This is a genomic window from Streptomyces sp. NPDC002156 (assembly GCF_053593675.1).
In genome coordinates, this window is record NZ_JBSFDA010000175.1 from 1 (window position 1) to 20,992 (window position 20,992).

The 20,992-nt window shown below is 68.9% G+C and carries 16 protein-coding genes and 1 pseudogene; 10 read left to right on the plus strand and 7 right to left on the minus strand.

Annotation, left to right across the window (positions count from 1 at the left end; translation table 11 throughout):
• Positions 1–203: aldo/keto reductase (locus tag ACWCRB_RS41270; protein ID WP_451000970.1), on the plus strand; the 203-nt coding region annotated here is incomplete at its 5' end.
• Positions 204–268: 65 nt separating this feature from the next.
• Here ACWCRB_RS41270 and ACWCRB_RS41275 read toward each other — a convergent pair.
• Positions 269–922, minus strand: a complete 654-nt coding sequence (locus ACWCRB_RS41275; RefSeq protein ID WP_451000971.1) for a TetR/AcrR family transcriptional regulator — start codon at positions 920–922, stop codon at positions 269–271.
• A 177-nt stretch (positions 923–1,099) separates the two neighbouring features.
• Between ACWCRB_RS41275 and ACWCRB_RS41280 the strand changes: the two genes are divergently transcribed.
• The 6 genes and pseudogenes from ACWCRB_RS41280 to ACWCRB_RS41305 all read left to right on the plus strand — a co-directional run bounded on the left by ACWCRB_RS41280 (position 1,100) and on the right by ACWCRB_RS41305 (position 6,648).
• Positions 1,100–2,371: a cytochrome P450 gene (locus ACWCRB_RS41280; RefSeq protein ID WP_451000972.1), complete on the plus strand. Its 1,272-nt coding sequence runs from the start codon at positions 1,100–1,102 to the stop codon at positions 2,369–2,371.
• A gap of 38 nt (positions 2,372–2,409) precedes the next feature.
• A complete protein-coding gene (locus ACWCRB_RS41285; protein ID WP_451000973.1) occupies positions 2,410–3,909 on the plus strand; it encodes an aldehyde dehydrogenase family protein in 1,500 nt (499 codons plus the stop codon).
• A gap of 37 nt (positions 3,910–3,946) precedes the next feature.
• Complete coding sequence (locus tag ACWCRB_RS41290) at positions 3,947–4,753, plus strand: coniferyl-alcohol dehydrogenase (protein ID WP_451000974.1); 807 nt, start codon at positions 3,947–3,949, stop codon at positions 4,751–4,753.
• A gap of 29 nt (positions 4,754–4,782) precedes the next feature.
• Entirely contained in the window at positions 4,783–4,980 is a 198-nt protein-coding gene (locus ACWCRB_RS41295) for a ferredoxin (protein ID WP_451000975.1), read from the plus strand.
• Positions 4,944–5,336 (plus strand): annotated as a pseudogene (locus ACWCRB_RS41300) (FAD-dependent oxidoreductase); the annotation flags it as partial. The gene ACWCRB_RS41295 and the pseudogene ACWCRB_RS41300, both read left to right, overlap by 37 nt.
• A gap of 109 nt (positions 5,337–5,445) precedes the next feature.
• Complete coding sequence (locus ACWCRB_RS41305; protein ID WP_451000976.1) at positions 5,446–6,648, plus strand: cytochrome P450; 1,203 nt, start codon at positions 5,446–5,448, stop codon at positions 6,646–6,648.
• 61 nt (positions 6,649–6,709) lie between these two features.
• Here ACWCRB_RS41305 and ACWCRB_RS41310 read toward each other — a convergent pair whose 3' ends face one another.
• Positions 6,710–7,261 (minus strand): winged helix-turn-helix transcriptional regulator, encoded by a 552-nt coding sequence (locus ACWCRB_RS41310; RefSeq protein ID WP_451000977.1) that lies wholly within the window; start codon positions 7,259–7,261, stop codon positions 6,710–6,712.
• Positions 7,262–7,372: 111 nt separating this feature from the next.
• Here ACWCRB_RS41310 and ACWCRB_RS41315 point away from each other — a divergent pair, with 111 nt between their 5' ends.
• Positions 7,373–8,428, plus strand: a complete 1,056-nt coding sequence (locus ACWCRB_RS41315; RefSeq protein WP_451000978.1) for an LLM class flavin-dependent oxidoreductase — start codon at positions 7,373–7,375, stop codon at positions 8,426–8,428.
• 39 nt (positions 8,429–8,467) lie between these two features.
• On the plus strand, positions 8,468–9,517 hold the full coding sequence (locus tag ACWCRB_RS41320) for an MsnO8 family LLM class oxidoreductase (protein WP_451000979.1): 1,050 nt from the start codon (positions 8,468–8,470) through the stop codon (positions 9,515–9,517).
• A 344-nt stretch (positions 9,518–9,861) separates the two neighbouring features.
• On the opposite strand, the gene ACWCRB_RS41325 is transcribed toward ACWCRB_RS41320, so the two are convergent.
• From ACWCRB_RS41325 to ACWCRB_RS41345, 5 genes are all read right to left on the minus strand, one after another.
• Positions 9,862–12,903, minus strand: a complete 3,042-nt coding sequence (locus ACWCRB_RS41325; protein WP_451000980.1) for a family 78 glycoside hydrolase catalytic domain — start codon at positions 12,901–12,903, stop codon at positions 9,862–9,864.
• Positions 12,904–13,055: 152 nt separating this feature from the next.
• Entirely contained in the window at positions 13,056–16,238 is a 3,183-nt protein-coding gene (locus ACWCRB_RS41330; RefSeq protein WP_451000981.1) for a family 78 glycoside hydrolase catalytic domain, read from the minus strand.
• Between the two features lie 84 nt (positions 16,239–16,322).
• Positions 16,323–17,594 (minus strand): ABC transporter substrate-binding protein, encoded by a 1,272-nt coding sequence (locus ACWCRB_RS41335; protein WP_451000982.1) that lies wholly within the window; start codon positions 17,592–17,594, stop codon positions 16,323–16,325.
• 29 nt (positions 17,595–17,623) lie between these two features.
• Complete coding sequence (locus tag ACWCRB_RS41340; protein WP_451000983.1) at positions 17,624–18,445, minus strand: carbohydrate ABC transporter permease; 822 nt, start codon at positions 18,443–18,445, stop codon at positions 17,624–17,626.
• On the minus strand, positions 18,442–19,392 hold the full coding sequence (locus ACWCRB_RS41345; protein WP_451000984.1) for a carbohydrate ABC transporter permease: 951 nt from the start codon (positions 19,390–19,392) through the stop codon (positions 18,442–18,444). Before ACWCRB_RS41345 ends, ACWCRB_RS41340 begins: the two co-directional genes overlap by 4 nt.
• Positions 19,393–19,713: 321 nt before the next feature.
• Between ACWCRB_RS41345 and ACWCRB_RS41350 the strand changes: the two genes are divergently transcribed.
• Entirely contained in the window at positions 19,714–20,757 is a 1,044-nt protein-coding gene (locus tag ACWCRB_RS41350) for a LacI family DNA-binding transcriptional regulator (protein ID WP_451000985.1), read from the plus strand.
• The last annotated feature ends 235 nt before the right edge of the window (positions 20,758–20,992 follow it).

The window sequence follows — 20,992 nt, forward strand, 5'->3', positions numbered from 1 at the left end:
GCTGGCTGACCCAGCGCGGTGTCGTGGTGATCCCCAAGTCCTCGCGACCCGAGCGCATGGCCGAGAACCTCGCCGTCTTCGACTTCGAACTGACCGACGACGAGATGGACCTCATCGCCAAGATGGACACCGGCGCCAGCCTCGTCTTCGACCACCGCGACCCGCAGACGGTCAGCGCCGTCGGCGGATACCGCCTCGGCTGAGAACGCTCTTCGCCTTCCATCCCTGGGCGCTCGCGCCCAGGGATCTGCGCCTGCCGGCACGAACGTCACCGACGGCCGAACAGAGCGAGCAGCAGGGAATCGTGCAGTTCGTCGAGTTCGGACGCCTCGCTGACGTCGGACACGTTCCACCACAGACCGAACTGACCGTGCAGTCCGCTCCACAGCAACTTGGCTGCCTGGCGCGCATCCGGTCGGCCGTCGGGATCACGCGTGGCGTCCTTGTCGCGCGCCTCCTCCAGATAAGGCACCGTGGCCTCGCACCAAGCGTCCAGGACGCGTCCCATGGGATGGCGGACGGACTCCGGCGACGAGGAAAGCGTCGGACCGATGCGGAACAGCAGCTCGTAGCGGCGCGGTTCGTCGGACGCGAAGCGGCAATAGGCCTCGACGACGGCGCGCAACCCCGCCCAGGCATCTCCAGCGGGCGCTGAACGCCGCGCGACACGCAGAGTTTCGGCCATGCTCGCGTACACGCCGTCGAGCAGCGTCCACATCAGCTCGGCCTTGTCCTTGAAGTGCTTGTAGATCGCCGGGGCGGTCACCCCCGCCTCGCGGGCGATCGCCCGCAGCGAGATGTCCTCAGGGCGCCCGGTCTCCTCCAGTAGGCGGCCCGCCGCATCCAGGATCTCCTGCCGGAGCCGCTGGCCCTCTCCCCAGCGGTTCGGGACCCGCTTCACAGCGCCTTGTGCAGCACTCATCGACGACTCACCCCTCTTGTTCCGCGCGGCCCCGTCAGTTTCCGGGTCGGTGGGCGCCGTGTCCAAATCCGCCCTGCCGGGTTCTGGGCTTGCGACGCGAATGGTTTACGGTGTTCATCGAGTTACTAAACATCGTTTACCAAATCGGCTCTCCCGCCCGGAACGGAGCTGTGAGACATGCCCGCCGACACACACCTCGACGACCACACGCGCGACCTCATCCGCCGTCTGTCGGGCGGCGCGGAGCGGCTGGCCTTCCCGATGACACGGTCCGTCCCCTTCGACCCGCCATCGGAATACGCCGCTCTTCGCTCGCACTGCCCGGTCGCTCCGGCCAACCTGTTCGGCCGTGACGCCTGGCTGATCACCAAGTACGACGACGTCCGCGAGGCGATGCTCAGCGACGCGCTGAGCGCCGACAGCTCTCGCCCCGACTATCCGCTGAGCCCGAGCGGCAAGGCCAACGCCGCCCTGGCAAGCTCGGGCCTGCCGTCCTTCCTGCGCATGGATCCGCCGATCCACGACGACCTGCGACGCCTGGTCACCCGCGACTTCATGGTCAAACGGGTCGAAGCCATGCGGCCAAGGATCCAGCAGGTCGTCGACGACCTGATCGACGAGATGCTGGCCGGGCCGAACCCCGCCGACCTGTTCGAGGCGATCGCCTCCCCGATGCCGAACACCGTCATCAGCTGGCTGCTCGGCATCCCGCAGAGCGATCACGCCTTCTTCCAGGACCGTACGACGTACCTCTTCAAGCGGAACGTCTCCGACGAGGTACGCTCCGCCAAACTCGGCGAGCTCAACGACTACATCTACGACCTCGTCGACTCCCGCGACGCCGACCGGGACCTCGATCCCGAGGCCGACATCGTCAGCCGCCTCGTCCACGAGGAGCTGCGCACCGGAAGGCTGGACCGCCGCGCCGTCCAGGGGATCGTCTTCATCCTGCTGGTCGCCGGGCACGAGACCACGGGCAACATGACCGCGCTCGGCACCCTCGCCCTGATCCAGCATCCCGAGCAGTACCGGGCACTGGGCGAGGACCCCGCACTCGCTCCGCTCGCGGTCGAGGAACTGCTGCGCTACCTCACCATCCTCAACGAGCCGAACTGGCGGGTCGCCAAGGAGGACACCGTCATCGGCGGTCGCCGGATCAAGGCGGGCGAGGCCGTGGTGCCGCTGACCTTCTCCGCCAACCGTGACGAGGGCCACTACGACAACCCCGACACCCTCGACATCCGGCGCGGCGCCCGTGACCACCTGGCCTTCGGCTACGGCATCCACCAGTGCCTGGGCCAGCCGCTCGCCCGCGTGGAACTCCAGATCGTCTACAGCACGCTCGCCCGCCGCATCCCGACCTTGAAGCTCGCCGTGCCGCTGGAGGAGGTTCCGTTCAAGACCGACGTGGACATCTACGGCGTCCATGGCCTCCCCGTCACCTGGTGACCGTCTTCCTGTCCGCCGCTCCACGAGGAGGCAGCAGCATGACCACGACGAAACCCGGCCCCGACGCCCTGACACCTGCCGAACTGGCCGAACCGCGCCTGCTCATCGACGGCCGGCTGACCGAGAGCGGCGACGAATCGGCCTTCCCGAACATCAATCCGGCGACGGAAGAGGTCATCGGTCTCACCTTCGACGCGACCGCCGACGACATCGACAGGGCGATCGCCGCGGCCCGCCGGGCCTTCGACGAGACCAACTGGGCCACCGACCACGCCTTCCGCAAGCACTGCCTCCTGCAACTCCAGGAGGCGCTGGAGAAGAACAGGGAGCAACTGCGGTCGGTCCTGGTCGCCGAGGCCGGGGCGCCGGTCTCGACAACGCACCACATGCAGTTGGAGACTCCGCTGGGCGACGACCTGCTCTGGCCCGCCCAGGCCATCGACACGTATCCCTGGGAACGCGACCTGGAGGACAACGACTTCTTCGGGACGCGCAGTCGGCGCAAGGTCCACAAGGAGCCGATCGGTGTCGTGGGCGCGATCGTGCCCTGGAACTTCCCGCTCCAGACCACCCTCAACAAGCTCGGCATGGCCCTGGCCACCGGCAACACCGTCGTCCTCAAACCCGCTGCCCAGACCCCGTGGAACGCCACCCACCTGGGCCGGCTGATCGCGGAGGAGACGGACATCCCGGCGGGCGTGGTCAACATCGTCCCGACCGCCCGCGACGAACGCGCCCAACGGATCGTGGACGATCCCCGGGTCGACATGATCTCGTTCACCGGCTCGACCGCCACCGGCCGCCACATCCAGGAACGCGTCGCCCCGATGACCAAGCGACTGTTGCTGGAACTCGGCGGCAAGTCGGCCCACATCGTCCTCGACGACGCCGACTTCGAACGGGCCCTGGCCTCCTCGGCGTTCCAGGCGTGCCTGCACGGGGGCCAGGGCTGCGCCCTACAGACCCGGGTACTCCTGCCCCGCTCGCGTCACGCGGAAGGGCTGACCGTCATCGAGGCCGCCTTCCGTGCCGTCGCCTACGGCGATCCGACCGACCCGGTCACCATCCAGGGCCCGCAGATCAGCGCCGAGCAGCGGGACAAGGTCGAGGAGTACATCCGCATCGGGCAGGCGGAAGGCGCCCGGCTGGTGCTCGGCGGCAGCCGCCCCGCACACCTCCCGCGCGGCTACTACATCGAACCGACGCTCTTCGCGGACGTCGCTCCCGGGATGCGGATCGCGCAGGAGGAGATCTTCGGCCCGGTGCTCGCCGTCCTGCCGTACGACGACGAGGAGCACGCGGTCCGGATCGCCAACGACAGTCCGTACGGTCTGTCCGGCGCCGTCAGCTCCGCCTCGACCGAGCGGGCCCTGGCCGTCGCCCGGCGCATCCGCACCGGCACCGTGTCGGTCAACGGAGGTGTGGCCCACGGCGCCGACGCCCCGTACGGCGGCTACAAGGCCAGCGGTATCGGCCGTCAGAGCGGGCCCGAAGGCTTCGAGGCCCATCTGGAGACAAAGACCGTCGCCTGGTGCTGAGGCGGGTTCATCCACATCCCCACGAAGGAGCAGCATCATGTCGCACCAGCCGTACGCGAACGGCAGAGTCGTCGTCAGCGGTGGCGGGGGAGCCGGAATGGGCGCCGCGCTGGCTCGGAAACTCGCCGAACTCGGCGCCGAGGTCCATGTGCTGGACCTCAAGGAACCGTCGGCCGCCACGGACACGGTCTTCCACAGCACCGACCTCAAGGACCCGGAGGCGATCAGCGCCGCCGTCGCCGACATCGGCGGACCGGTCACCGCGCTGTTCAACTGCGTGGGCGTGCCGGGCAACCGCACCTCGCCCCTGGACACCATGCTCATCAACTTCGCGGGCGTACGGCACCTCACGGAGTCCGTCGTTCCCCACATGATTCCGGGCGGATCGGTCACGACCATCGCCTCCCAGGCCGCCTCGCACTGGCCCGGAAGCCTCGAAAAGCTGCTTCCCCTGGTCCGCACCAAGGGCTTCGACAGCGCCCGGGAGTGGTGCGAACAGCACCCGGCCGAGATCGCCGCCGCCTATCCGGTTTCCAAGGAGGCCGTCGTCATCTGGACCCAGTACACGGCGGTCGCACTCGGCGAGCAGGGCATCCGCGTCAACTGCACGCTGCCCGGTCCGACCGCCACACCCATGACACCCGACTTCGAGGCGATGACCGGCAAGGAGTTCTGGGACCGCTTCCCCCTCCCTCTCGGCCGCCCTGCGACCCCCGACGAGCAGGCCGACGTCCTGCTCTTCCTCGGCGGTCCGGCCGCCTCCTGCATCACCGGAGCCGCACTGCTGACAGACGGCGGCACCAGCGGCGGCATCGCCACCGGACTACTGAGCGTCACTCCCTGAACCGCCCGTACGAGAACCGGAGAACCACGATGAAGGTAGACGTAGACGTCCCGAAGTGCGTGGCCTCGGGCCAGTGCGTACTGATCGCCCCGGAGGTCTTCGACCAGCGCGACGAGGACGGAATGGTCGTACTGCTCGACGAGACGCCCGCCCCCGAACTGCACAGCGCCGTACGCGAGTCCGCGACGGTCTGCCCCGCGGCGGCCATCCACGTCCGGGAATCGTGAACGCCATGGACCGGATCGTCGTCGGCGACGAGACGCACCTGCCGTACGACCGCCCACCGTTGTCCAAGCAGATCCTGAGCAGCGAGTGGGACGGACGGCGGCTCGTCGTGGTGGGCGCCGGCTTCATCGGCGCGGAGACGGCCTCGGTCGCCCGGGGACTCGGCCTCGCCGTCACCATCGGCTCGCACCCCGACATCGAATGGCTGCGAGGCAGCGGGCTGCTCCTGGACAACGGCCTGGTCTGCGACGAGTTCAGCGACGCCGCACCTGGTGTGTACGGAGCGGGCGACGTGCCTCGCTGGTACAACCCGCTCTTCGCCACGCACACGCGTGCCGTTCGTCCCTGGCGGGCCGCCATCGTCGGCCGTCAGGGCTGGGGGACGGTGCACGAGGCCCGTTCGCGGCCCCGTAACGCATCGGCAGCGTAAGTCCTACGCCAACTGGTCGACAGTGAGAGGAACCCCCATGCCCCTTGCCGACACACCCGAATACTCCCTTGCCCGGCCGCGGACCTCCCCCCTCGCCCCGCCTCCCCAATACTCCCGCCTGCGGGCCGACAACCCGATAAGCCGGGTGACCATCTGGGACGGACGACTCAGCGCCTGGCTGGTGACCCGATGGGAGGACGCCCGCGCGGTGCTGGGCAACCCGGCGTTCAGCAGCGACCAGACGCATCCGGGCTTCCCGGGCCACCGGCCGGATCTGCCACCGCTCCCGCACGGGTTCTTCGCCAACTACGACCCGCCGGTCCACACCACCATGCGACGGACCCTCACCCGCGAGTTCATGATCAGGAAGATCGACGCGCTGCGTCCCGGGATCGCCCGGACCACGAGCCGGCTGCTCGACGGGATGAGCCGACCGGACGCTCCCGTGGACCTCGTGAAGCGTTTCGCCCTGCCGCTGCCTTCACTGGTGATCTGTGACCTGCTCGGTGTGCCGTACGAGGACCACGAGTACTTCCAGGACCGCTCAAGGGTCTTCGTGGACGGCACCGCGACAGGGCCGCAGTTCGCACAGGCGTGGGAGGAACTCAACGCGTATCTGCTCGAGTTGCTCGCGGCCAAGCGAAAGAGCCCCGGTGACGACGTGCTGTCCCGCCTCGCCGAGCAGGTGGACGCGGGAACCGTCACAGAACGGGACGCCACCGACCTGGCCGTGTTCCTCCTGTTCGCAGGTCACGAGACCACCGCGAACATGATCGGCCTCGGCACCGTCGCCCTGCTGCGCAACCGCGACCAGGTCCCCCGCCTGCTCGGGGGCCCGGAAGCGGCCGTGAACGCCGTCGAGGAGCTGCTTCGTTTCCTCTCCATCGTCCATTCCGGGCTACGTCGCTACGCCCTCGAGGACGTGACGATCGGCGGTGTCACCATCCCCGCCGGGGAAGGCGTGATCATCGCCGCCCATGTGGCCAACCGCGATCCCGGCACCTTCACCGACCCCGACCGTCTGAACCTGAGCCGTGCCGACGCGCGCCGGCACATGGCGTTCGGATACGGCATCCACCAGTGCCTCGGCCAGCCGCTGGCCCGGGCCGAACTCCAGATCGCCCTGCCCGAACTCTTCCGGCGGCTGCCCGGACTGCGGCTCGCCGTCCCCATCGAGCACGTTGTCTTCAAGGAGAACACCATCGTCTACGGGATCAAGGAGCTGCCCGTCACGTGGTGAGGAGGAGTGGCGTACGGCCGCGTGAGACCGGCAGGCACCGGTCCGGAATCACGCGGCCCCGTCAGTCCCGGCTCGACACCCCGACAGCGCTGTTCAGCCCTGCCGACGAAGGGGTTCCACCGATGTCCCGCCTCGGGCGGTAGCGGTCACGCATGGCGTCGCTCGCAGCAGGGCCCGCCGTGAAGACGTACGCATCGCTGTCGTCGAGGCGCCGGCCGGTCCTGGCGTCGACGACGACGGGCTCGGCCTCCTCGCCGCTGTGAGCGTCGACGAGGATCATGCTGCGTTCCTCCGGCGCGAGGCGGGAGTTGCCCCACGCGGCCAGGGCCACGATCACCGGGCGCAGGGAGCGGCCGAGGTCGGTCAGCACGTACTCATGGCGAACCGGGTTGGTCTGATACGGCCGACGCTCCAGCAGGCCGTCCGCGACGAGGGCCTTCAGCCGGGTGGTGAGCATGCTGGACGAGATGCTCAGGCTCTCCTGGAACTGGTCGAAGCGGGTGTAGCCGTCGAAGGCGTCGTGAAGGATCAGCAGCGTCCACCACTCACCGACGTGCTCCACCGTCGTGGACAGCGGGCACTCCCGGTCCTCCAGCCTGATCCGGCTTGGCAATTTGACCGCCCCCATTCCGTTACTGCTAAAGTCGAAGTCACTTGGTTCTATTTTAGCACCCACCAGGTGGTGAGGCCTTCGTGTGCCCACGCCCGGGAGTGTCTGGCGAGAGTGAGCGTGTCCATGCCGGCCCTGTCCGTACTCGACCACGTCCTGATCCGCGCGGACCAGACGAGCAGTGCCGCGATCGCAGCCACGACCTCCCTGGCCCGGGCCGCGGACGGGTTCGGTTACCGCCGCTACTGGATCGGCGAGCACCACAACGTCGCCAGCCTCGTGTCCACGAACCCGTCTGTGCTCCTCGGCCTGGTCGCGGCCGCGACGGAGCGGATCAGAGTGGGATCGGGCGGCATCATGCTGCCCAACTACGGCCCTTTGGCCGTGGCGGAGAACTTCGCCCTCCTGGAGGCGGCGTTCCCCGGCCGCGCCGACCTGGGGATCGGGCGAGCCCCGGGTGGCGACGGTGTCACGGCCCACTTGCTGCGCGGCGGCAGGAGCGACGACGGCGACCACTATCCCGGGCACGTCGAGCAGCTCGCCGCGATGATGACCAAGGACGGCCTGGACCTCGACATCAGCCGGGCCGGCCGGACAAGCGCCTACAACCTCAAGGCGATTCCGGGAGCCACGAGCGAGCCCGACCTGTGGCTGCTGGGCTCGGGCACCTACTCGGCCGAGCTGGCCGCGCGACAGGGCCGTCCCTTCGCCTTCGCGCACCACTTCGCCGGGCACGGGACCGAGCAGGCACTGGCCACGTACCGGAGCGGCTTCCGTCCGTCACGGCAGCTCGCCGAACCGAAGGCGATCATCGTCGTCAACGCCGTCGTCGCCGACACCCGGCAGGAGGCGGAATTCCTGGCTCTGGCACAGCTGCACATACTGGCCCGCTTCGAGACGGGACAGCCCTTCGAGCGCCAGTATCTGGCGGAGGAAGCCGCCGAACTCCCGATCACGGACTCCCAGCGTCCCGTCATCGATGCCCTCCGGGAGACCTTCGTCCTCGGTGACGCCGCCACCGCGGCCGAGCAGGTACGAACCCTGGCCGACCGCTTCCACGTCGACGAGATCATGATCCATCCGGTGCCGTCCGCCCGCCGTGGAGGCCCCGCGCGGCGCTCCCCCACCCGAGAACGAACCCTCGAACTCCTCGCTCGCGAACTCCTCTGACAACGCGACATCAATCGAACAACGAGAAGAGATCAGACCATGGTGAAACTCTCGATCGTGGAACAGGCCACGGTCCCGCGCGACAAGACCGCGATCGACGCGTTCGACGAGGCGCTTGCCACCAGCATCCACGCCGAGCAGCACGGCTTCCACCGGATGTGGTTCGCCGAACACCACGGCCTCGGCACCGTGGGCTCGCACGCACCCGAGGTCCTCATGGGCGTCGTGGCACGGGAGACCGAACGCATCCGCATCGGCTCCGGAGCGATCCTGCTCAACCACTACAGCCCGCTGAAGGTCGCCGAACTCTTCCTGCAGCTGGAGACCGTGGCACCAGGACGCTTCGACATGGGCCTGGGGCGGGCGACCACCGGACCCCTCGTCGACATCGCCCTCCGGCGTGACCGGGACAGCGGCCATCTCGACGACTTCGACCAGCAGGTGCAGGAAGTACTGGCCTTCCTGCACCACGACTTCCCGGCCGACCATCCCTTCCGTCGCATCGACCTCATGCCGACCGTGACCGCCCGCCCCGACCCATGGATCCTCGGCTCCTCCGGCAGCAGCGCCGCACTGGCCGCCGCACTGGGCGTCGGCTACTCCTTCGCCGGATTCATCAACCCGGGCGGGGCGGTTCCCGCCCTGCGGTCCTATCGCAAGGCGTTCAAGCCCACCCGGTACGGTGCCGAGACCCCCCAGGTGATGCTCGGCGTCGCCGTGTTCGCCGCCGACACCGATGAAGAGGCCCACCGGATGACCTGGCCGACCCGGGCCATCTTCGACAGCCTGGGCCGAACCGGTACTGCCCCGGTCGTCCCGTCCATCGACGAAGCCTCCCGCACGCTCACCACCGCGCAGAAGGACGAACCCTCCAGGATCGTCAACGGCCGGTGGCCCCGGCAACTCGCCGGCCGCCCCGAAACCGTACGGGACCAGCTCCTGCAGATGATCGAACAGACCGGGGCGACCGAGGTCATGCTCCAGAGCATCAGCCCCGACCAGGAGGCCCGCCGATACTCGCACGCACTCATCGCCGAGGCCCTCGGCGTCACCGCCGATGTGGGGTCGGCCAAAGCCGACGCGGCATAAGGACGACAGCAGGAGCAGCCTCCGAGCCCTGACCACCACCGGCGCCCCGGAAGACAGCCGCGACGAGGGTGAGTCGCTCGGGGGCCGCTCGCGACGATCTCTCCACGCTTCTGCGCGTCCAGGATCACCTGCCGCAGGATCCCCATGGTCCGGTCGATGGCGGCGGTCGTCTGCTCGGAGGCGTCGGGGTGGAGCTTGCGGGCGTACCTGAATTCCACAAGCTCGGCATTGACGAACAGACCCCGCCCTGAACGGTGGTCGGCACACGGCCGGCGGACGCCCGCGTCTGCGGTACCCCCCAATGGCACCGCAGACGCGTCACTCGACCTTCCAGCACTCGCCGTTCAGCGGAGCCGGGCGGTCAAGCGATACCGGCCTGACGGGATCCGGTACGAGGACACCCCGTCCGCGTGGTCGACGAAACGCACTCCGTCCACTCCTGACAGCGGCCTTCGTCCTTCGCGGACAGCGTCGGCGGAGGCGGCCGGAAGGCGCAGGGTCGCCGCGCTGTTCGCCGGCACGACCGCCTCGTACACCAGGGTCCGGCCCGCGTCCTGGAGCGCCCACTCGCTCCTGATCTCCCCGTACGGCGACTCGTACGCCGCCGAGACCTGGGTGATCCGGCCGGTGGGGTCAAGGTGCGGTTGCAGCAGGAAGTGCTTGAAGCCGGGGCTGTCCGGGTCGCGGGCGATGCCTGCCATGCAGGCGTACATCCACTCCATGATCGCGCCGTAGGCGTAGTGGTTGAAGGAGTTCATGCCGACCGGCCCGAACCCGTCCTCCTTCGCGTACGAGTTCCAGCGCTCCCAGACCGTCGTCGCCCCGTTCCTCACCGAGAACAGCCAGGACGGCAGCGCGTCCTGGTGCAGCAGCTTGTACGCCAGGTCCGCGCGTCCCTCGTCGGTGAGGACGGGGGCGAGGACGTTGACGCCCAGGAAGCCGACGGACAGCGTGTTCTCGGCGTACCGGACCCGGATGCTGTCCGGGTGCGCGGCCTTGTAGGCGTCGTCGTTGCCGATGTTGTCGGCGAGATGGCCGACGAGCGTCCGGCGCTGTGCCTCCGTCTCGCAGAAGCCGAGTTTGAGGACCCAGAGCAGCGCGGTCTGGCTGTTGTCCTCCGTCTTCTGGTTGGGGTCGGAGCCCGGTTCGATCGGGGAGGCGTCGCCGAGGCTGGATCTGACGGTGACCGTGCCGCCCGCGGTGCTCAGGTACTTCGTGATGAACGCCTGCCTGATTCGCCCGAAGAGCCGGTCGTACGCCTCGCCCTCCGCCGTCCTGCCGGTCGCGCGGGCCATCTGTGCCATCAGGTGGGTGCTGTAGCCGTAGTAGACGTCGCTCATCAACTGGGCGCTGGTCTTCTGCGGGGCCAGCCAGTCGCCGGTGAGGGAGCCCTGCCCCGCGTAGGTGTCGCTGGTCTGCGCCTGGATCCAGTCCAGGTAGCGGGTCATGGCGGGCCAGTTGTCCTCGACGACGGTCGGGTCACCGGTCATCTGCCATATGGTCCACGGCACGATGACACCGGCGTCGGCCCAACCGCTGCCGCCGCCCGGGAAGTTGAACCGTCCCGTCGGGGCGACCCCGGTGAACTGCGCCTTGTCCACGCCGTAGATGGCCTGCGAGTCGACGACGGTGTCCTGGAAGTGAGTGAGGAAGGCAGCGGCGTCCACGTTGTAGAGACCGGTCGTGGCGAAGACCTGGGTGTCGCCGGTCCAGCCGAGGCGTTCGTCGCGCTGCGGGCAGTCGGTGGGCACCCAGAGGTAGTTGCCGCGCTGACCCCAACGGATGTTGCTCACCAGTTGGTTGATGTCGGGATCGTCGGTGGTGAGGGTGCCGGTCTCGCGGATCGCGGACGTGGCGACCTTGCCGGTCAGGCCGGTGATCGTGACGGTGTCCGACGCGGTGACGGACGCGTAGCGGAAGCCGTAGAAGGTCAGGGAGTCCTGGTGGGTCTCACCGTGCGGGTCGCCCTTGAGGACGTACGTGCTGGTCGCCCGGGCGCTGCGGAGGTTGGCCCGGTAGACCGAGCCCTCGGGGCCGTCCGCGCCGGCGCTGTCGTCGTTGAGCATCTCCCCGAACCGGAAGGCGACCTGGGTCCCGGCCGGGCCGCGCAGGCTGTAGCGGGGTACCCCGACCATGTTCTGGCCGAGGTCGAAGACGGCTGTCTCGCCGCGGCCGATCCTGACCGGGGCGGAGGCCGCCTTCACCGGGTCGGTCACCGTGCGGGCAGGGTCCACGACGATCCGGCCCCGGCCGTTGGCGCTGCCGTCCTGTCCCGTGACACCGGTGGCCACGGTGATCGACGTCGGCCGCCGGTCCCACTTCGCCATCAGGCGCGCGGTCTCGGCCGGGTAGGCGAGGAGTTCCACGCCCGGGTACCTGTCCTCGAAGGCGACGCGCTCCGCGTCCGCCCAGGCCGAGTCGTCGTACCCGTGGGAGGTCCAGCCCGGCAGTTCCCTCCGGGCGTCGTAGGTCTGGCCGTCGTAGATGTCGTCGGCCCGGTACGGACCGGTGTCCGTGGCCTTCCAGCCGCCGCCCGGACCGGTGACGACCGTCTGAGACGAGCCGTCGGCGTACCGGATCAGCAGCTTGGCCTTGACCGCGAGGGCGTTGCCGTCCGCCGAGTAGTACGTACTGCCTTCGGATATACGGCCGTTGTACCAGCCGTTGCCCAGGACGACCGCGAGGGTGACGTCCCGCTCCCGCGTCACGAGGCCGGTGACGTCGTACGTCATGTAGTTGACGCGCGCGTCGTAGTTCGTCGAACCCGGGGGCAGCAGCTCGATCGTGGTCCCGCCGTCCTGGGGCACGGTCACAGGACGTCCGTTGACGTGGGCCTCGTACACGCCGAGGGCGGAGATGTAGAGCCGCGCCTCACGGACCTTGGGCTTCGGGGAGCCCGCCGCCCTGAGCCGTTCCTCCTTCCGCAGCATCGGCGCACCGGCCGAGTCGGGGGCCTTGCCCTTCATCCCGATCCACTGCGCCCCGTCCCATCCGCCGACGCCGTCGGTGCTCATGAGACCGGTCTCGAAGAAGGCGGGGGACGCGGTGCCGACCGGACTGCCTTCGCCGTCCCACACCGTGACGGTCCAGTGGTAACGGGCCGAGGCGCGCAGGGGTTCGCCCGTGTAACGGACAGCCACGGAATCGGAGGACAGCACACGACCGCTGTTCCAGACATCCGCCCGGCCGACGGTCAGCTTCTCCGGGGAGCTCGCGACGAGAATCCGGTACGCCCCCTGGCCACGTCCACGAGTCGCCGACCGCATGCGCCAGCCGAAACGCGGCCGGGTGGCGTCCACGCCCAGAGGATCGGTCCGGTGTTCCACCGTCAGCCCCCACACCGCGCCGCCCTCCGCACGACGGGACGCTTCCACTGCCTCGCTCACTCCGCCTCCTACGACACCGGTTCCTACCGACACGACACCGGCCGTCGCCGCGAGCACGGTTCGACGGCCTACTGCCGTTCCGTGTCCGCGGGGTGCGGTCCCCTCGCCGGCATCGCGGTCGGCGTCGTCGTCCGCACTGTGCGCTTCATGGATCACGCCGTGGTCCTCTCGGTTTTCCGGGAATCGGTCAGCGGATCGCGGGTGGTGAACGTGTGCCGGCCCGAGCCGACGATGTAGGTGGCGCGGCCACCCACAGGCATCCGGACCTCCGCCGTGGTGTTCGGGGGGAGTGTCACGTCGAGGCGGAACCTGCCGTTCCTACGGACCCACCGCACGGACACCACGCCGTACGGCGTGCGGTAGCTGCCCTCGGCATGGGTGAGGTCTCCGACCGGGCGAGGGTCGATCACCAGCTCGCGGTAGCCGGCTCTGCCGCGTGCCTGGCGGATGCCGACCAGGCCGCTGTGGAACCACTCCTCGATCTGAAGGAGGATCATGTGGTTCTTGGAGTTGCCCATGTCCCACTGTTCGGGAACGGTCGTCAGGCCGTTGGGATTGGCGATGGTGGGCGCCATGAAGTAGCCGTAGCTCGGACGGGTGTCTTCCTGGAGGACGTCCCACAGGACGTCGTCGCGGCCTCCGTCGTGCAGGGCCCTGACGATCGGGGCGAGACCGATGGTGCCGCCGCTGAAGTGCGGACCTCCACCGAACGGCCGGTGGGCGTGGACGAGTTCGACCAGCGCGTCGAGGACCCTGCCGCGTTCGCCCTCCGGTACGAGACCCTCGTCCAGCGCGAGCGCCTGCGCGGCCTGTGTCGCCCCGGCGGCGCCCTGGTCGCCCTCGGCGGTGTAACGGCCGAGGGACGGGTTGTAGAAGGCGTCGTTGAACGCGTCCTTGATGTTGGCCGTAAGGCTGCGGTATTCGGCGGCGTCGGCATCGCGCCCGATCAGTGTGGCCATCCGGGCCATCCGGTCGGCGATCTGGTGGTAGCCCCAGGTTCCGGTGATGCGGCCCGACGTGTTCTCACTGGCGATCCAGTCGGCGAGGGCCGCGTCGACGATGTGGGCGTCCGGGCCGGTGCCGGCCTTCCTGGTCCTGATGTAGTCGAAGAAGGCCTGCATCTGCGGGTAGTAGCGGCTCATCGTCTCCGTGTCGCCGTAGGTCTCGTACAGCAGCCAGGGGACCAGGATGATGCCGTTGCCCCAGTTGATCTCGTCGCCGAACCGGCCGGTGTAACCCCAGTCGTACACCGGGGCCTTGAGCGCCACGTTGCCGATGTCGGCACCGGCCCTGGACTGGCCCTCCGCCAGATGGCGCTGCATGGTGCGCAGGTAGGCCGCGTATCCGAAGGTGCGGTGGATGGATCCGAAGGGCTGTACGTAGTCGGCGGGGTAGGCGAGCTTTTCACGGCCGGGACAGTCCGTGAAGGTGGACATGGTGTTGCTCATGATCGAGTAACGGGCCATGCGGTGAATGCGGTTGATCCGGTCGTCGGAGGTCCGCACGGAGCCGGCCTCCGGGACGTCCGCGTGGATCTGCAGACCGGTCACCGTGTCCCGGGTCGGGACGTAGTCCTCGGGCAGGCCGGTCACCTGGAGCCACTGCATGCCGAAGTAGTGGAACTGCGGGTGCCAGCGCTCGCCTCGCTCGCCGCCGTGCGTCGTGTAGGCGGCGAACACGTCGGTGCCGCGCGCCGCGCCGCCGCCCATGATCGACGCCTGGTTGACAGTGCCGTCGGCGTTCAGCGACTCGGCGGGGTACAGCTTGACGGTGGTGCCGGCCGGCAGCGGGCCGTCGAGCCTGAGCAGCGGCCAGCCGGCGATGTTCTGCCCGAAGTCGAAGACCCACACGCCGGGCTGCGGCTGTCTGACGCTCACCGGACGCAGTCTGTCGACGACCTTGAGCGGCTCGGCCACGCGCCACACCAGCTCGGTGGTCAGATTGGGCGGCGGGGCGATTCCTGCGTCGGTCCAGCCCATGGCCGTACCGTCGCGCCGTTTCGCCGACGCGCCGAGGTCCGCGTCGGGGGCGGTCCAGGCAGGCTGCTCACGCCGGGCGTCGTAGTCGGAGCCGGAGTACCAGTTGGCTGTGGTGGTCGGGCCGAGCGCCGCCCTCCACGAACGGTCGCTGACGACCGTCTCGACCGTGCCGTCGTCCTTCGTGAGTTCCAGGCGGGCGATCAGTCGTGGTGTGACGGCGGCTCCCGCACTGGGATCGGTGCTCGCGAGCGGGTTGCCGGAGCCGGTGACGACGGCGCCGTTCTCGTGTCCCGAGGCGAGCCCGGGTTCGAAGGTGATGCCAGTGCCGTCGGCGCCCGCGGTACCGATCGCGGTGATCGTGCGTGACTCCAGGCGCTCGCCCCCGTCACCCGTGTCGATGTTGACGGTGCCACCGACGTGGTAGTTGGCCACGTTGTTCACCTTGACGGTGGTGGCGCCCCGGGCAGCGGGCGCGACGAGGCCTCCGCTGCCTTTGAACTGGCTCTGCCACCAGCTGTACGGGGCCGTGCGGCCGGTCGTGGGATTCGCGACGGACCGCGTCACCAGCGCCGTGCCGTGGCCCAGTTCGACGCCCAGAGTGTTGTCGCCGTGGCGGACGAGGCCGGTGACGTCGAAGACCCGGTATTCGGTGGAGAGTTGGTAGTTCGAGTTGCCCGGCGCGAGTACCTCGTCGGTGACGGGCCTGTCGTTGAGCCGGGCGACGTGCAGTCCGACGCCGGACAGGTACAGCCTCGCCCTGATGATCTTCCCTCGGCGCCTGTCCACGCGGAAGGCGTGGGCGAACACGGGCAGTGGCTGGTCGACGGTGCGGCCCGGGTACTCGATCCACCGGGCCTTTCCCCAGTCGGACCGCTTGAGGAGCCCCGTCTCCCATGAGGCGGGCCGGCTCCACGGTGTCGCGTCACCCTCGGTGCTCCATGCCCGCACCTGCCACACGACCCGGTCGCGCGAGGCCGGGGCAGGACCGTGCCAGGCGACGTCGGTCTGGGCCGAGGAGCGGACCTTGCCGCTGTCCCACAGAAGCCGGCCCCTGTCGAGATCCGGCTCGGTGCGCGCCGCGCGGATCCGGTAGGCGGCCTGGGCCCATCCCCCGGCGGCTCCCTCCACCCGCCAGCTCAGTCGTGGGGCGGGGTCGTCGACGCCGATCGGGTCGTCCTCGCGGCCGTCGACCGCGAGAGCGGTGACCTTCGCCCCGTGTCTGCCGCCGTTCCCGTCGGCGTGGGCCTCCGCTGTGAGGGGGCCGGGAACGGCGGGCAGCGCCAGCCCTGCCACGGAGACGGTCATGGTGCCGACGACCTGTCTACGACTGAACGCTCCGCCCGCTGTGCCGGACATGCCAAACCTCCGTTGATTCGAGAAGAGTTGGTTCGAAAGGGCCTGGAGAATCTGAGCGCTCGCCCACGTGTCCGAAGGCTTTGCTCAGCTTCCGGCCTTGTAGTCGACGTCCATCTCGGCGAGCAGCTTCTTGGGGGTGGACTGGTCACTGAAGATCTCCTGGAGACCGCTGAGCATGGTCTGCTGGACCTTGGCGTTGGGCCAGAGCTGGTCCATGAACGGCACGGTCCGGTCCGAGCCGATGAACGTGGAGAGTTCGGCCAGTGAAGGGGCCACCTTGAAGCCCGTGTCGGGGAGTGCGGGCAGGCCGCCCTGCTTCTCGACGAACAGGTTCATGCCCTCGGGGGACATCACGAAGTCCACGAACTTCAGGGCGAGTTCCTCGTTCTTGGCCTTGGCGTTGACGCCATAGCCTGCGCCCGCTGCCGCCGGAATGAGGGTCTCGGACGGAGTGTCGTTGGCAGGCAGCGCCTTGAGGGTGAAGGTGGCCTTCGGATTCTTCGCCTCAAGCAGGGCGATCACCCAGTTGCCTTGAACGATGCCCAAGGTCTTGCCGGTGGCCGCGAGTTGCTGGCTGGCTTCGTAGTTGGTGCCCAGGGGGTTCTGCTGGAAGCAGCCGGTCTTCTCCATCGTCAGGTACTTGTCCAGGGCGGTGGTCCACGGCGACTTCGCGAAGGTGGCCTGGCCGGCCTGCATCTTCTGGTCGAAGTCGCGGTCCGGTCCGTAGACGGTCGTGGCGACGAGCGCGTACAGGACGAGCTGGGTGACCCAGTTGTCCTGGTTGCCCAGGGCGAAGGCGGGGGTGCCCTTGGCCTTCGCGGCCTTGCAGAAGGCCAGCAGGTCGGTCCATGTCTCCGGCGGAGTGAGTCCGGCCTTCGTCATGGCCTGCTGGTTGTAGACGGCGCCGATGCCGTTCTGGCCGAAGATCGCGTTGTACGTCTTCCCCTCGTACTGGGCGACGCTCTTGATCGCCTCGGGCATCTTGGCGGCCCAGGGCCGGTCCGAGAGATCGCGCAGATAGCCGGGCTTGGCCAGGACGTGGGTGGCGCCCGGGTTGCCGTTGCCGGGCCAGACCGACATCACGTCCGGTGCCGTGCCCGAGGACAGCTGGGTGCGGATCTGTTGCTGGTACTGGTCGGCGCCGCTGGTGGTGTAGCGGACCTTGACACCGGGGTTGGCCTTCTCGAACGCCTTCACGACGTCCTCGACCGAGCCCTGATCGATCGAGGCGAGCGTCAGCGTCTTCGACTCGCCCGAACCGCCGTCGGTGCCCGCTTTGGTGCCGCCGCTGCACGCGGCCAGCACGGCCACGGACGTCACCGTTGCGATCAAAACCGGGAGTTTGCGTGTCTTCATGATGTCCCCCTCGGGGAAGCGCCACGTGGTCATCCGCGCAGCCCTCCCGCGAAGCCGTTGATGATGCTGCGCTGCAGCAGGAAGTAGACGAGCAGGACGGGCAGGATGCTGATCACCAGTGCGGCGAAGATGAGGTTCCAGTCGGTGACGTACTGGCCGACGAAGCCGGCGATGGCGACCGGCATGGTCTGCTGGGCGCTGCCGCTGAGGTACAGCAGCGGAGTGAAGAAGTCGTTCCACACGGCGACCGCGTTGAGCACGAGAGCGGTCACGGTCACGGGTTTGAGCATGGGCAGGACCACGTATCGGAAGCCCTGCAGCGGAGTGCAGCCGTCGATCAGTGCCGCGTCCTCGAAGTCGCGGGGCAGGGCGCGCAGGAAGCCGACGTAGAGGAAGACGGTGAACGGGACTTGGAGGCCGGAGTAGAAGAGGACCAGCGCCCATGGTGTGCCGAGCAGGCCCAGGTCTCGCATGGTCTGGTACAGCGGCAGCGAGGCGAGCTGGAAGGGGAGGACCAGGCCGAGGAGGAAGGTCAGATACGTTCCGCGGGACCAGCGTGCCGTGACGCGGGCCAGCGGGTACGCCGCGAGTGACGACACGGCCAGCACGATGGCGACACTGCAGGCGGTCACCAGCACGCTGTTGCCCAACGCCCCGCCCAGCGAGCCCTGTTGCCAGGCCTGCGTGAAGTTGTCGAAGGTGGGAGAGGTGGTCGGGCTGAGCGGCGACGAGGTGTCCGAGGCCGGCCGCAGGGCGAGGTTGACCAGGACGTACACCGGGAAGCCCACGACCAGGGCGACGGCGATCATCGTCAGTTCCAGCGCGAGGGTGCGCGGGCGGTAGCGGCTCACGATGCGGCCCTCTCGTTGCGGGACAGCACGGCGTACTGCCCGGTCGACACGACCGCCACGATGATCGTGAGGACGACCGCCAGCGCGATGCTGTAGCCGAACTCCCCCAGCGTGAAGGCGTCCTTGTAGATGAGGGTCGAGATGGTGTCGGTGGCATGGCCGGGGCCACCGCCGGTCAACGCGTAGACCTGGTCGAAGAGTTTGATACCGCCGATGATCGACAGCATCAGGTTGATGGTGAGAGCCGGAGCGAGCAGCGGCCGGGTGACCGACCAGAAGCGCCGGACCGGGCCCGCACCGTCGATGGCCGCCGCCTCGTGGACCTCCCTCGGCACCGACTGCAGCCCGGCCAGGAAGATCACCATCGAGTAGCCCGCGAACTGCCAGACGATCACGCCGACCACCGCCCACAGCGCAAGCTCCGGACTCCCCAGCCAGTCCTGCCGCCAGTCGCCCAACCCCACCGCCCCGAACAGGCTGTTGACCGCACCGTCCGGACCGAGCAGATTGCGCCAGAGGTACGCGGTCACGATCGGCGTGATCACGGCCGGGGCGAACAGGAACACCCTCAGCACGTTCCGGGACTTGATGGCCGTGTCGACGCCGAGCGCCAGCAGCAGGCCGAGGGCGTTCTGGACGACCGTGATGGAGACGGCGATCAGCAAGGTGTGCCAGATGGCCTGCTTCGCGTCCGCGTCGTGGAACATCTCCGAGAAGTTGTCCAGGCCGACGAAGGAGAAGTCGGGATCCAGGCCGTCCCAGTCGGTGAAGGCGTAGTGGACACCGCGCACACTCGGCACCAGGACGACGAACGCGAACAGCAGCAGCGCGGGGAGCGCGAACCACCAGGGCGGCGTGGTCCGCGCCCGCCGGACCCGGGCCGCCACCGGTTGTGGGTCCGGGGGCCGGTCGTGGTCCGGGAGTTGCTCGTGCGGGGCGAGGGTCACCGACGGACCTCCTGTCTTGAAACGATTCAAACAGATCGTCGAGCGAGGAATCAGGCCGATACGGCGCGGGAGCATGCGCCGACTTCCGCGCATGGAGGTGGTGCGGTCCGACGCCGGGCCCGGTCGGCTCGGCGTCACCTGTGGGTAACGTTTCCCAAAGGGTGTGCCAGACCTTAGAGAGCGGCCCGTGTGACGTCAAGATGCCGCACACGCTGCCCGATTGTTACGGCGGTACGGATCCGCGACCGCCCGAGTGGCTGCTGGAGCGCACTGTCCGTCCGTACACTCGACGACAACGTTTCCCGATGGGGAGGGAGCAGGATGGAGCCGTCGGCACGGCCTCGGCGCGTCACCATCGTCGATGTCGCGAAGCACGCCGGGGTGTCGACCACCGCCGCGTCGAAAGTGCTGCGCAACGCCTATGGAGCCAGCCCGGAGATGCGCGCGAAGGTGCGCCGGGCGATCGACGAGCTGGGCTACCGTCCGCACGCGGGCGCCAGGGGCCTGCGCGGGCAGACCTACACCATCGGCGTCATGCTGCCCGACATCCGCAACCCCTTCTTCCCCGAGATCCTCGACGGCGTCACCGCCTCACTGGCGGACACCGAGTACCAGGTGCTCCTGGGGCCGGGCTGCAACGGAGAGAAGGAGGAGGCCCGCGTCACCGAGGCGATGATCGACCGCGGCATGGACGGCATCATCCTGGTCGCGCCCGTGTCGCCGCCCTCGCATCTGGAACACATCGCCGCCTCGGTACCGACCGTCGTTGTCGGCCGACACGGCAAATCCCCGCTGTACGACACCGTGGTCGACGACGACGCCGAGGGCGCGGCCCTGGTCGTGGCCCACCTCGCAGGCCTCGGACATCGCCGGATCGCCCACATCGAGCATCGCGAGACCGACCCGACGCGACTGGCGGAGATGCCCAACGCCCGACGTGCCGACGGTTATCGACTGGCCATGCGGGCGCACGGGCTGGAGAAGTGCATCAACGTGGTCTCCACCACCTACACCCAGGAAGGCGGCTACCTGGGCGCGAAGGAGCTGCTGGCCCGTCCCGCCACCGCCCGGCCCACGGCCGTCTTCGCCGGAGCGGACATCGTCGCCATGGGCGTGCTCGACGCGGTCGCCGAAGCCGGGCTGTCCGTGCCCGGCGACCTCTCGGTGGCCGGATACGACAACACCACGTTCGCCGCGTTCGCCCCCATCTCGCTGACCAGCGTCGACCAGTCGGGCCGCGAGATGGGCAGAAACGCCGTACGCCTCCTGTTGGAACGGATCGCCGACCGCGGCCGGAATTCGGCCCAGGTCACCCTCTCCCCCACCCTCGTGCCACGACGGTCCACGGCGAGACCGACGGAGTAGGGCTTCGAGACCGAGCCGCGCGGCGGCCGTTCAATCGTTCGGTTGAATGTTGCATTCCACTGTTGGAAAACGTTGCCCATCCGAGCCGACGGAGCCAGGATGGAGGGCGCCCGACGGCCATGGCCGAGCCATGCGCCGGGCTTCGCCACCCCCCATCAGAGAGGTCTCCCCCAACGTGTCCAGCTTCAGCAGACGACATGTCCTGGCCACCGGCGCAGGCGCCGCCCTCGGCGTC